At 70.2% G+C, this 11844-nt stretch carries 11 protein-coding genes and 1 tRNA gene; 7 read left to right on the forward strand and 5 right to left on the reverse strand.

Annotated elements, in window-relative coordinates; genetic code table 11:
• The coding region (locus tag JHN45_RS18550) for an acyl-CoA dehydrogenase family protein (protein ID WP_201049784.1) at positions 1 to 974 on the forward strand (974 nt) is incomplete at its 5' end.
• A 22-nt stretch (positions 975 to 996) separates the two neighbouring features.
• On the opposite strand, the gene JHN45_RS18555 is transcribed toward JHN45_RS18550, so the two are convergent.
• The 4 genes from JHN45_RS18555 to JHN45_RS18570 form a co-directional block, all read right to left on the reverse strand.
• Positions 997 to 1326 (reverse strand): rhodanese-like domain-containing protein, encoded by a 330-nt coding sequence (locus JHN45_RS18555; protein WP_093627907.1) that lies wholly within the window; start codon positions 1324 to 1326, stop codon positions 997 to 999.
• Between the two features lie 14 nt (positions 1327 to 1340).
• A complete protein-coding gene (locus JHN45_RS18560) occupies positions 1341 to 2360 on the reverse strand; it encodes a J domain-containing protein (protein ID WP_201049785.1) in 1020 nt (339 codons plus the stop codon).
• A gap of 139 nt (positions 2361 to 2499) precedes the next feature.
• Positions 2500 to 3909: a DUF2252 domain-containing protein gene (locus JHN45_RS18565; protein WP_201049786.1), complete on the reverse strand. Its 1410-nt coding sequence runs from the start codon at positions 3907 to 3909 to the stop codon at positions 2500 to 2502.
• Positions 3910 to 4071: 162 nt separating this feature from the next.
• Positions 4072 to 4434: a helix-turn-helix domain-containing protein gene (locus JHN45_RS18570; protein WP_200713815.1), complete on the reverse strand. Its 363-nt coding sequence runs from the start codon at positions 4432 to 4434 to the stop codon at positions 4072 to 4074.
• A 130-nt stretch (positions 4435 to 4564) separates the two neighbouring features.
• Between JHN45_RS18570 and JHN45_RS18575 the strand changes: the two genes are divergently transcribed.
• Positions 4565 to 5218: an FMN-dependent NADH-azoreductase gene (locus tag JHN45_RS18575; RefSeq protein WP_201049787.1), complete on the forward strand. Its 654-nt coding sequence runs from the start codon at positions 4565 to 4567 to the stop codon at positions 5216 to 5218.
• 90 nt (positions 5219 to 5308) lie between these two features.
• Here JHN45_RS18575 and JHN45_RS18580 read toward each other — a convergent pair.
• Positions 5309 to 5392: transfer RNA gene (locus JHN45_RS18580), tRNA-Leu, on the reverse strand.
• Positions 5393 to 5824: 432 nt separating this feature from the next.
• Here JHN45_RS18580 and JHN45_RS18585 point away from each other — a divergent pair.
• From JHN45_RS18585 to JHN45_RS18605, 5 genes are all read left to right on the forward strand, one after another.
• Entirely contained in the window at positions 5825 to 6673 is an 849-nt protein-coding gene (locus JHN45_RS18585) for a DUF3662 and FHA domain-containing protein (RefSeq protein WP_200713817.1), read from the forward strand.
• A gap of 10 nt (positions 6674 to 6683) precedes the next feature.
• The gene (locus tag JHN45_RS18590) at positions 6684 to 7205 is read left to right on the forward strand and encodes an FHA domain-containing protein (RefSeq protein ID WP_200713818.1); all 522 of its coding nucleotides are present in this window, start codon (positions 6684 to 6686) and stop codon (positions 7203 to 7205) included.
• A 98-nt stretch (positions 7206 to 7303) separates the two neighbouring features.
• On the forward strand, positions 7304 to 8860 hold the full coding sequence (locus tag JHN45_RS18595; RefSeq protein WP_200713832.1) for a Stp1/IreP family PP2C-type Ser/Thr phosphatase: 1557 nt from the start codon (positions 7304 to 7306) through the stop codon (positions 8858 to 8860).
• Positions 8861 to 8887: 27 nt separating this feature from the next.
• A complete protein-coding gene (locus JHN45_RS18600; protein WP_200713819.1) occupies positions 8888 to 10324 on the forward strand; it encodes an FtsW/RodA/SpoVE family cell cycle protein in 1437 nt (478 codons plus the stop codon).
• Entirely contained in the window at positions 10321 to 11808 is a 1488-nt protein-coding gene (locus tag JHN45_RS18605) for a penicillin-binding protein 2 (protein ID WP_200713820.1), read from the forward strand. Before JHN45_RS18600 ends, JHN45_RS18605 begins: the two co-directional genes overlap by 4 nt.
• The last annotated feature ends 36 nt before the right edge of the window (positions 11809 to 11844 follow it).

The raw sequence follows: 11844 nt of genomic DNA on the forward strand, positions 1-11844 counted from the left end.
ACCTGCTGAGCCTGCTGCTCGACGAGGAGTACGGCGGCGCCGGCCTGGACGCCGTCGCCCTCTGTCTGCTGCTGCGCGAGTCCGCGAAGGTGCTGGCCAGGGTGCCGCTCCTGGAGAGCAGCGCCGCCGCCGCGGCCGTACAGGCCTTCGGCAGCAAGGAGCTGAGGTCCGGCCTGCTGGCGCGGGCGGCCCGCGGTGACCTCGTGCTGACCGTCGCCGCGCACGGGCGGACCGGCCACGACCCGGCCGAGCTGGCCGTGACCGCACGGCGGGACGGCGACCGGTGGCTGCTGGACGGCGTGCAGACGGCGGTGCCGTGGGCGTACAACGCGGACCTGGTCGTCGTACCGGCGCACACGGACGCCGACCGGAGCGTCCTCGCGCTGGTGGCCCCGGACCGCGACGGCGTCGTACTCGCCGAGCAGATCTCCACCACCGGCGAGCGGCTCGCCGAACTGCGCCTGGAATCCGTGCCGATCGCGGTGGTCGACGTCATCGACGCCGACGGCGCCTGGGAGTGGCTGCGCGACCTGCTGACCGCCGGCACCTGCGCGCTGGCCCTCGGGCTCGGCACCGCCGTCCTGCGGATGACCGCCGAGTACACGGGCAAGCGCGAGCAGTTCGGGTTCCCGGTCGCGACCTTCCAGGCCGTCGCCGTGCAGGCCGCGGACCGGTACATCGACCTGCGCGCGATGGAGGCCACGCTGTGGCAGGCCGCGTGGCGGATCTCCTCGGGCGCACCGGGCGCGCTGCCCGCCGCAGCGGACCTGGCGGTCGCCAAGATCTGGGCGTCGGAGGGGGTACGACGGGTCGTGCAGACCGCGCAGCATCTGCACGGAGGGTTCGGCGCCGACACCGAGTACCCTCTGCACCGGTACCACGCCTGGGCCAAGCACCTGGAGCTGTCGCTCGGCCCGGCGGCGGCACACGAGGAGGCACTGGGGGATCTGCTGGCGGCCCATCCGCTGGCTTAGCCCCCGCCGACCACAGCTGCGACTACAGCACGAAGCCCGGCTCGCCCTCGTCCGTGACGACCGGGCGGCCCGCGGCGGCCCAGACCTGCATACCGCCGTCTACGTTCACGGCGTCGATGCCCTGCTGGGTCAGATAGTTCGTGACCTGGGCGGAGCGCCCGCCGGAGCGGCAGATCACATGGACCCTGCCGTCCTGCGGCGCCGCCTCGGTCAACTCGCCGTACCGGGCCACGAATTCACTGAGGGGGATGTGCAGCGCCCCCGTGGCGTGACCCGCCTGCCACTCGTCGTCCTCGCGGACGTCCAGCAGGAAGTCGCCGTCCTTGAGGTCGCCGACCTCGACCGTGGGCACACCAGCTCCGAAACTCATGACTCGACGCTACCCGACGCTCCGGCCGACGTGTCCGGCTGCCCGAGCAGGTCCGCCAACTCGGCCTCCCGCTCGGCGACTTGGGCGAGCAGCTGGTCCGCGATCTCCTCCAGGAGCCGGTCGGGGTCGTCCGGGGCGATCCGGAGCATGGAGCCGATGGCGCCCTCCTCCAGCTCTCGGGCGACGAGGGTGAGCAGCTCCTTGCGCTGGGCGAGCCACTCGAGGCGGGCGTAGAGCTCCTCGCTGGGGCTCGGGCCGCGCTCCGCCGGGGCGGGTCCCGCGGCCCACTCCTCGGCCAGTTCGCGCAGCAGCGGGGCGTCGCCGCGGCTGTAGGCGGCGTTGACCCGGGTGATGAACTCCTCGCGCCGCTTGCGCTCGCCGTCGTCCTGCGCCAGGTCGGGGTGGGCCTTGCGGGCCAGCTCGCGGTAGAGCTTGCGGGCCTCCTCGCTGGGGCGCACCCGCTGCGGGGGCCGGACCGGCTGGTCCGTGAGCATCGCCGCGGCCTCCGGGAACAGGCCGTCGCCGTCCATCCAGCCGTGGAACAGCTCCTCGACCGCCGGCATCGGCATGACCCGGGCCCGGGCCTCGTCCGCCAGGCGGATGTCCTCGGGGTCACCGCTGCGCGCGGCCTTGGCCTCGGCGATCTGCGCGTCCAGCTCGTCGAGCCGGGAGTACATCGGGCCGAGTTTCTGGTGGTGCAGCCGGGAGAAGTTCTCGACCTCGATGCGGAAGGTGTCCACCGCGATCTCGTACTCGATCAACGCCTGCTCGGCGGCCCGCACGGCCCGCTCCAGCCGCTCCTCGGGCCGGGGGGCCGGGTTGTCGGCGGGGCCGGTGCCGGTGCCGGCGGCGTCCTCCACCGGGCCGGTGCCGGCCGCTCCGCCCCCGCTGTCCTCGCGCACGGCGCCCTCGCCCGTCGCGGCTCCGGCGGCGGACGGCACCTCGGCGCCCGCCTGCTCCGGCACCGGTTCTCCGACGGGCGCGGACTGGGACTGCTCAGCTTCCGGGGTCGTCACCCGACCAGCGTAGGCCACGGCCGCCCCACGCCTGAGGACAGTCGGCCACCGACCACTCGGCGGACAGGTCCCGGCAGACGACGAGGAGGGTGCCGGGGCGGCCCCACCGGGACCTCACACCCCAAGCCCCACCAGAGCCTCAGACCCCCAACTCCGCCGCGATCCGCCCCGACCGCACCGCCGCCACCAGCTCCGCGTGGTCCGCCTCGGTGCGGTCGGCGTAGGTGACGGCGAACGTCGCTATGGCGTCGTCCAGTTCGTCGTTCTTGCCGCAGTACCCGGCGACCAGGCGCGGGTCGGCGCTGTGGGCGTGGGCGCGGGCGAGGAGGGCGCCGGTCATCCGGCCGTAGTCGTCTATCTGGTCGGCGGCGAGGGCGGCGGGGTCGACGCTGCCCTTGCGGTTGCGGAACTGCCGTACCTGGAACGGCAGTCCGTCGACCGTCGTCCAGCCCAGCAGGATGTCGCTGACGACCTGCATCCGCTTCTGCCCGAGCACCACGCGCCGGCCCTCGTGCGGGACGGCGGGCGCGTCGAACCCGGCGGTCAGCAGATGCGGCACCAGAGCCGAGGGGCGGGCCTCCTTGACCTGGAGGACGAGCGGTTCACCGCGGTGGTCGAGGAGCAGCACGACGTACGACCGGGTGCCGACGCTGCCCGTGCCGACGACGCGGAAGGCGACGTCGTGCACGGTGTGCCGGGCGAGCAGCGGGAGGCGGTCCTCGGAGAGCGTGTCGAGGTACTCCTCCAGGGAGGCCGCGACCGCCGCCGCTTCCTCGTCCGGGATGCGGCGCAGCACCGGTGAGGCGTCGACGAAGCGGCGCCCGCCGTCCTCCGCGGCCTCGGTCGACTTGGCCGCGAACCGCCCGCTGGTGTTGCCCCGCGCCTTCTCGGAGACCCGCTCCAGCGTGCCGAGCAGGTCGCGGGCGTCGGCGTGGGAGACCAGCTCCTCGTCCGCGATGGCGTTCCACGCGTCCAGCACCGGGAGCTTCGCCAGCAGCCGCATGGTCCGGCGGTAGGAGCCCACCGCGCCGTGCGCCGCCGTACGGCAGGTGTCCTCGTCGGCGCCCGCCTCCCGTCCCGCGAGCACCAGGGAGGCGGCGAGCCGCTTGAGGTCCCACTCCCAGGGGCCGTGCACGGTCTCGTCGAAGTCGTTCAGGTCGATGACCAGGCCGCCGCGGGCGTCGCCGTAGAGGCCGAAGTTGGCCGCGTGGGCGTCGCCGCAGATCTGGGCGGCGATCCGGGTCATGGGGGTGCGGGCGAGGTCGTGGGCCATCAGGCCGGCCGAGCCGCGCAGGAAGGCGAAGGGGGTGGCCGCCATCCGGCCCACCCGTATCGGTGTGAGCCCGGGGATGCGGCCGCGGCCGGACGCCTCGACGGCGGTCACCGCGTCGGGGCGGGAGTCGTCCAGGTCGAGCGCGGCGTGCGCGCTGCGCGGGACGCTCTCCCGCAGCGCCCTGCCCTCTTCCTTGGGCGATCCCTCCACCGGCCACGTGGCGAAGCCCCGCACTCCGGGCAGCCTGCGCCCCACACCGATTCCGGCCTCGGTCATACCGACCGCCTCCCCCGTACACCCGTCGCGCTCACACGTGCGCTCGCTCGAACATCAACTCGCGACGACCGTACAGCCGGTGGCGAAAACACGTCAGACCCTGTGGACAACTCGGGACGTGTGGTGTGGACAGCGCCGTGCCTGTGGAAAACCCACGCGGCCTCAGCAGCCCCCCGACTCCCACCCCTCGGGCAGATGCACCTTGGCCCACTCGCCGAGTTCCCGGAGCGCCGGTTCCAGGGCCCTGCCGGCCTCGGTCAGCCGGTACGAGACGCGCAGCGGCGGGCCCTCGTCGACCTCGCGGACGAGCAGGCCGGCGGCGCCGAGTTCGGTGAGGCGGTCGGAGAGCATGCGCTCGCTGATGCCGGGGATCGCCCGGCGCAGGTCGGAGAAGTGCATGGGCTGTGCCATCAGGACGGCCACGATCGGCCCGGTCCAGCGCTTTCCGAACAGCTGGAAGACACGGGTGATGCCCTTGTCGACCTGCTTGCACAGGTCCGTGCCGTGTTCCTGCTCGACCGTCATGGCTTCAGGGTACTGCCCTCTTGAATGGAGGTGAAAAAAAGTAAGTACCTGTGTTATTCATAGTCGAGTACGAAACTTCAGCTGCTGAGCAAAGTACTGGCTCGGCGAGCCCAGCCCCCTGGAGACCCCCATGGCAACGCTTCTGCACATCGACTCCTCCGTGTTCCCCGCAGGCGCCTCCGCCTCCCGCGCGGTCGCCGACGCCTTCCTCACGTCCTGGGAGGAGCAGCATCCGGAGGGCACGGTCATCCACCGCGACCTCGCCTCGCACCCCGTCCCGCACCTCACCGCGGACGCCCACACCGCCGGCTTCGCCGACCCGGCCACGCACACGCCCGAGCAGGCGGCGGCCTTCACCGAGCGCGTGAAGCTCATAGAGGAGCTGGAGCAGGCGGACGCGGTGCTGATCGGCGCCCCGATGTACAACTTCGCCATCCCCTCGACCCTGAAGGCCTGGCTGGACAACGTGATCCTCATGGGCCGCACCGCCGGCACCGAGGACTCGACGATCAAGGGCACCCCGGTCACCGTGATCGCCAGCCGCGGCGGCGCCTACGGACCCGGCACCCCGCGCGAGGGCTTCGAGTACGTGCAGACGTATCTCCGCGCGGTCTTCGTCGACGCCCTCGGCACGGAACTGGAGTTCATCGTCCCTGAGCTCACCATGGCCCCGCAGAACCCGGCGATGTCCGACCTGGTCCCCCTCTACGAGGCGTCCCGCGAGCGCGCCCTCGACGACGCGGCGACCAAGGCCAAGGAACTGGCGGAACGGCTCGCCGCCTGAGGCGAGCCCAGACCTGTGATTGTCCTCACCTGAGGTGAGAACCACACAAGAAGAAGCCCCCCAGGTCCGAGACCTGAGGGGCTTCTGTTGTGCGCGAGGGGGGAGTTGAACCCCCACGCCCTTTCGGGCACTGGAACCTGAATCCAGCGCGTCTGCCTATTCCGCCACCCGCGCATTGGGTGTGTCTTCGGGCTGTTCCCCCAAGGGGCTGGCGCCTTCCGACATGCAGAAGATTAGCACGGTGCCCGGGGTGGATTCACATCCCTTATCCGCACCCCGTGACCTGGCCCGGGGACCACCGGGGACCCCTTCCGAACACCCCGGCCCCCTCGCTACGTATCAACGTGGGCCGGTTCACGTATCAACCTCGTACCGGTAGCGGCCATCTCCCCAGGAGGCGGGCAAGGTCCACAGTCAGGTGCGGGACACTTGTCTGCGGCCCCCTCTACGATCCTGGGCAGGAGTAGTGCAGAAGGAGTTCGACGGGCCGACAAGGGGGAACCAGCCGATTTACCGGCGCGTGGATACGATCAGTAAGCAGTACCAAGGCAGCCGGCACGGCAGTCGGTACGACAAGCAGTGCGGCGACGACGGAGGAGGTGCCCCATGGGAGTCCTGAAGAAGTTCGAGCAACGCCTCGAAGGTCTGGTCAACGGCACCTTCGCCAAGGTGTTCAAGTCCGAGGTCCAGCCCGTCGAGATCGCCGGCGCCCTCCAGCGCGAGTGCGACAACAACGCGACGATCTGGAACCGCGACCGGACCGTCGTACCCAATGACTTCATCGTGGAGCTGAGCACGCCGGACTTCGAGCGGCTCAGCCCCTACTCCGGCCAGCTCGGCGACGAGCTCGCCGGCATGGTGCGCGACTACGCCAAGCAGCAGCGCTACACCTTCATGGGACCCATCAAGGTCCACCTGGAGAAGGCCGAGGACCTCGACACCGGTCTGTACCGGGTGCGCAGTCGTACGCTCGCCTCCTCCACCAACCAGCAGGCACCCGGGGCCGGCGCCCCGGCGGCACCCCCGGCTCCGGCCGCGGGACGGCCCGGCGGCTACGGCTATCCGCCCGCCGCCGCCCCCGCGGGCGCGCCGCCTATGCCGCCCTCGCCGCCGCCGGGCCGTGGTTCCGCGCCGTATCTCCAGTCGGCCCCGGCCGCCCCGGCGGCAGGCGCGCGGATGCGGTACTGGGTGGAGATCAACGGCGCCCGCCATCAGATCTCCCGCGCGACGTTGGTGATGGGCCGCAGCACCGAAGCCGACGTGCGGATCGACGACCCCGGCGTATCCCGCCGGCACTGTGAGATCCGGACCGGAACGCCCTCGACGATCCAGGATCTCGGGTCCACCAACGGCATCGTGGTGGACGGGCAGCACACCACCCGCGCTACGCTCCGCGACGGCTCGCGGATCGTCGTGGGCAGCACCACCATCATTTACCGGCAAGCCGAAGGGTGAAGCGGGGGCAATGTCAGAGCTGACCCTCACGGTCATGCGGCTGGGTTTCCTGGCCGTACTGTGGCTGTTCGTGATCGTGGCCGTGCAGGTCATCCGCAGCGACCTGTTCGGAACGCGTGTCACACAGCGCGGCTCGCGACGGGAAGCCGGACGACCGCAGCAGCAGGCCGCCCGGCAGGCGGCGCCTCCGCAGCAGCGCCAGCAGCAAGCGAGCGGGGGCGGCCGGCGGGGCCGTAACGCCCCCACCAAACTCGTCGTCAGTGAGGGAATCCTCACGGGTACGACCGTCGCCCTCCAGGGCCAGACCATCACCCTGGGCCGGGCGCACGATTCGACGATCGTGCTGGACGACGACTACGCCTCCAGCCGGCATGCCAGGATCTACCCGGACCGCGACGGCCAGTGGATCGTCGAGGACCTCGGATCGACCAACGGCACGTACCTGGACCGGTCCCGGCTGACGACCCCCACACCGATTCCGCTGGGCGCGCCGATCCGCATCGGCAAGACCGTCATCGAGCTGCGGAAGTAGTGCCACGTCATGAATGAGCGCGAGCGGAGCGAGCACGCACCGGCGGACCGCCTGGCGGACCCCGGCGCGCTCCCGACCGGAGGGTGGGCACCGTGCGGATGTACCCGGAGCCGACGGGCGAGGTGCGCATGAGTCTGTCACTGCGCTTCGCCGCCGGATCGCACAAAGGCATGATCCGCGAGGGCAACGAGGACTCCGGCTACGCCGGTCCACGTCTCCTCGCGATCGCCGACGGGATGGGCGGCCAGGCCGCCGGTGAGGTCGCCTCCTCCGAGGTGATCTCGACCATCGTCTCGCTCGACGACGACGTGCCCGGCTCCGACATCCTCACCTCGCTCGGCACCGCCGTGCAGCGGGCCAACGACCAGCTGCGGATGATGGTCGAGGAGGACCCCCAGCTGGAGGGCATGGGGACCACCCTGACCGCCCTGCTGTGGACCGGGCAGCGGCTCGGCCTCGTCCATGTCGGGGACTCCCGCGCCTACTTGCTGCGCGACGGCGTGCTGACCCAGATCACGCAGGACCACACCTGGGTGCAGCGCCTGGTCGACGAGGGCCGGATCACCGAGGAAGAGGCCACCACCCACCCGCAGCGCGCGCTGCTCATGCGCGCGCTCGGCAGTGGCGACCACGTCGAGCCGGACCTGTCGATCCGTGAGGTCCGCGCCGGCGACCGGTACTTGATCTGCTCCGACGGGCTGTCCGGAGTCGTCTCCCACCAGACGATGGAGGAGACCCTCGCCAGCTACCAGGGCCCCCAGGAGACCGTGCAGGAGCTGATCCAGCTCGCGCTGCGCGGCGGCGGCCCCGACAACATCACGGTGATCATCGCCGACGTCCTGGACCTCGACACCGGCGACACCCTCGCCGCGCAGCTGTCGGACACCCCGGTCATCGTCGGCGCGGTCGCCGAGAACCAGCTCCACCTGCACGACAACGGCATCATGCAGACCCCGGCGGGACGCGCCTCCGGGCTCGGCCGCCAGGTGCCCGGACAGGGCGGCGGGGGCGGCGAGTTCGGCCCGCCCGGCTCCGGCGACACCACCGGCTACGTCCCCTCGGGCAGCTTCGGGGACTACACCGACGACGACTTCGTGAAGCCCTCCAAGGGCCGCAAGTGGCTGAAGAGATCCTTCTACACCGTGCTCACGCTGGCCGTCATCGGCGGCGGTCTCTACGGCGGCTGGCGCTGGACGCAGACGCAGTACTTCGTCGGCACCAACGGCGAGCACGTGGCGCTCTACCAGGGCATCAGCCAGGATCTCGCCTGGGTCTCGCTCTCGAAGGTGGAGAAGGACCACCCCGAGATCGAACTCAAGTACCTGCCGCCCTACCAGCAGAAGCAGGTCAAGGCGACGATCGCCGAGGGCGGTCTCCAGGACGCCCAGAAGAAGATCGCCGATCTGGCCGTCCAGGCGTCCGCGTGCAAGAAGGAGTCCGAGCGCGCGAGCGCCTCGGGCACGACCGGCACGACGGCGGGTCAGGGCCAGGCCGGCGGCACCACGGGAACCACCAGCACCTCCCTCACGTCCAAGGCCACGCCGTCACCCTCGGCCAAGACGTCCCCGTCCCCGACCAAGTCTGCAACTCCCAGCCCCGGTCCCAGTCTTTCGGAGGAAGAGCAGCAGGTCGTCTCGCAGTGCAGCAAGCAATAGGCAAGCCGTGAGAGGCCCCGTCACACGATGAGCAGTTCTACCAATTCGCCGACGCACCACACGTCCACGATCGGCTCCATCGGCGCACCGAGCAGACGCAACACCGAGCTGGCGCTCCTGCTGTTCGCAGTCGTCATCCCGGTCTTCGCCTACGCCAACGTGGGCCTGGCCATCAACGACAAGGTGCCGTCCGGCCTGCTGAGCTACGGACTGGGCCTCGGCCTGCTGGCCGGCGTGGCCCACTTGGTCGTGCGGAAGTTCGCGCCGTACGCGGACCCGCTGCTGCTGCCGCTGGCCACCCTGCTCAACGGCCTCGGACTGGTCGTCATCTGGCGGCTGGACCAGTCGAAGCTGCTGCAGTCGATCAACCAGGCGGGCAACGCGGCGCCCCGGCAGCTGCTGTACACCGCGATGGGCATCGGACTGTTCGCCGCCGTCCTGATCTTCCTCAAGGACCACCGCGCCCTGCAGCGCTACACGTACATCTCCATGGTGGGCGCGCTCGTCCTGCTGCTGCTGCCGCTCGTGCCGGGTCTCGGCGCCAACATCTACGGCGCGAAGATCTGGATCTCGGTCGGCGGATTCTCCATCCAGCCCGGTGAGTTCGCGAAGATCGTGCTGGCGATCTTCTTCGCCGGCTACCTGATGGTGAAGCGCGACGCGCTCGCGCTGGCCAGCCGCCGCTTCATGGGCCTGTACCTGCCGCGCGGCCGCGACCTCGGCCCGATCCTGGTGGTCTGGTTCATCTCGATCCTGATCCTGGTCTTCGAGACGGACCTCGGCACCTCGCTGCTGTTCTTCGGAATGTTCATCATCATGCTGTACGTCGCCACCGAGCGGACCAGCTGGATCGTCTTCGGTCTGCTGATGTCGGCGGCCGGCGCGGTCGGCGTGGCCAGCTTCGAGTCGCACGTCCAGCAGCGTGTGCAGGCCTGGCTGAACCCGATGAAGGAGTACACGCTCAGCAAGACCGTCCTCGGCCACTCCGCGCAGTCGATGGAGGCCCTGTGGGCCTTCGGCTCCGGCGGCACGCTGGGCACCGGTCTCGGCCAGGGCCACTCCGACCTCATCCGGTTCGCCGCCAACTCCGACTTCATCCTCGCCACCTTCGGCGAGGAACTGGGCCTCGCCGGCATCATGGCGATCCTGCTTCTCTACGGCCTGATCGTGGAGCGCGGTGTCCGCACCGCCCTCGCCGCCCGTGACCCCTTCGGCAAGCTCCTCGCCGTGGGTCTCTCCGGCGGCATGGCCCTCCAGGTCTTCGTCGTCGCGGGCGGTGTGATGGGCCTCATCCCGCTGACCGGTATGACGATGCCCTTCGTCGCCTACGGCGGTTCCTCCGTCATCGCCAACTGGGCCCTGATCGGCATCCTGATCCGCATCAGCGACACCGCCCGCCGGCCGGCTCCCGCGCCCGCCCCCAGCCCCGACGCCGAGATGACCCAGGTGGTCCGCCCGTCATGAACAAGCCCCTGCGCCGGATCGCGCTCTTCTGCGGTCTGCTGGTCCTCACTCTGCTGCTGCGCGACAACTGGCTCCAGTACGTCAAGGCCGACAGCCTCAAGGACGACCCGAACAACCGCCGTGTCACCATCGCCCGCTACTCCACCCCGCGCGGCGACATCATCGTGGACGGCAGTCCGATCACCGGTTCCACCGAGACCAGCACCTCCGGGCTGAACGACCTCAAGTACAAGCGCACCTACAAGAACGGCGCGATGTGGGCGCCGGTCACGGGATACGCCTCGCAGGCCTTCGGCGCCAACCAGCTGGAGTCCATCGAGGACGGCATCCTCTCCGGCACCGACGACCGGCTCTTCTTCCGCAACACCCTCGACATGATCACGGGCAAGGACAAGTCCGGCGGCGACGTCGTCACCACCCTCAACGAGGCCGCGCAGAAAGCCGCGTGGAACGGTCTGACGAAGCAGGGCGGCAAGGGCGCGGTCGTCGCCCTCGACCCGTCCACCGGCAAGATCCTGGCGCTGGCGTCCTATCCGTCGTACGACCCGTCGACGTTCGCCGGGAACTCCACCACCACGGACGCCAAGGCCTGGCAGAAGCTGCAGAAGAAGTACGACCCGAACGACCCGATGCTCAACCGGGCGCTGCGCGAGACCTACCCGCCGGGCTCCACCTTCAAGGTGGTCACCGCGTCGGCCGCGCTGGAGAACGGGCTGTACAACTCGGCCGACGAGGCGACGGACTCGCCGCTGCCGTGGACCATGCCGGGCACCACGACCCAGCTGAAGAACGAGGGCAACATCCCCTGCAAGAACGCGACCCTGCGGGTGGCGCTGCAGTACTCCTGCAACACCGTGTTCGGCAAGGTCGGCTCCGACCTGGGCAACGCCAAGATGCTGGCCGAGGCGAAGAAGTTCGGCTTCGGCTCCGAGCAGTACACCCCGATCCGCTCCAGCGCCTCGGTCTTCTCCGACAACATGAACCAGTCGCAGACCGCGCTCTCCTCGATCGGCCAGTTCAACACCGCGGCGACCCCGCTGCAGATGGCCATGGTCGCCTCCGCGGTCGCCAACGACGGCAAGCTGATGAAGCCGTACATGGTCGACAAGCTCCAGTCCTCGAACGTCGACACCATCGCGCAGACCGAGCCGCAGGAGCTGAGCCAGCCCCTGTCGTCGAAGAACGCGCAGATCCTGCAGTCGATGATGGAGACGGTCGTTAAGGACGGCACCGGCAAGAACGCGCAGATCAGCGGTGTCACCGTCGGTGGCAAGACCGGTACCGCCCAGCACGGTGTCGCCAACAGCGAGAACCCGTACGCCTGGTTCCTGTCCTACGCCAAGCTCGCCGACGGCAGTTCGCCGGTGGCCGTGGCCGTGGTCATCGAGGACTCCAGCGCCAACCGTGACGACATCTCCGGCGGCGGTCTCGCGGCCCCGATCGCGAAGAGCGTGATGGAGGCGGTCATCAACAGCAAGAAGTGACCCCGCTCACGTCCCCTTCACATCGGTGCACGTTGC

The sequence above is a fragment of the Streptomyces sp. MBT53 genome (assembly GCF_016654115.1).
Taxonomy (GTDB): Bacteria; Actinomycetota; Actinomycetes; order Streptomycetales; family Streptomycetaceae; genus Streptomyces.

What these genes read in the sequence shown, in the direction of transcription:
- JHN45_RS18565 (WP_201049786.1), bottom strand. Translation starts at nt 3,909, where the DNA reads ATGACCGAGGCCGGAATCGGTGTGGGGCGCAGGCTGCCCGGAGTGCGG.
- JHN45_RS18570 (WP_200713815.1), bottom strand. Translation starts at nt 4,434, where the DNA reads ATGACGGTCGAGCAGGAACACGGCACGGACCTGTGCAAGCAGGTCGAC.
- JHN45_RS18575 (WP_201049787.1), top strand. Translation starts at nt 4,565, where the DNA reads ATGGCAACGCTTCTGCACATCGACTCCTCCGTGTTCCCCGCAGGCGCC.
- JHN45_RS18585 (WP_200713817.1), top strand. Translation starts at nt 5,825, where the DNA reads ATGGGAGTCCTGAAGAAGTTCGAGCAACGCCTCGAAGGTCTGGTCAAC.
- JHN45_RS18590 (WP_200713818.1), top strand. Translation starts at nt 6,684, where the DNA reads ATGTCAGAGCTGACCCTCACGGTCATGCGGCTGGGTTTCCTGGCCGTA.
- JHN45_RS18595 (WP_200713832.1), top strand. Translation starts at nt 7,304, where the DNA reads ATGTACCCGGAGCCGACGGGCGAGGTGCGCATGAGTCTGTCACTGCGC.
- JHN45_RS18600 (WP_200713819.1), top strand. Translation starts at nt 8,888, where the DNA reads ATGAGCAGTTCTACCAATTCGCCGACGCACCACACGTCCACGATCGGC.
- JHN45_RS18605 (WP_200713820.1), top strand. Translation starts at nt 10,321, where the DNA reads ATGAACAAGCCCCTGCGCCGGATCGCGCTCTTCTGCGGTCTGCTGGTC.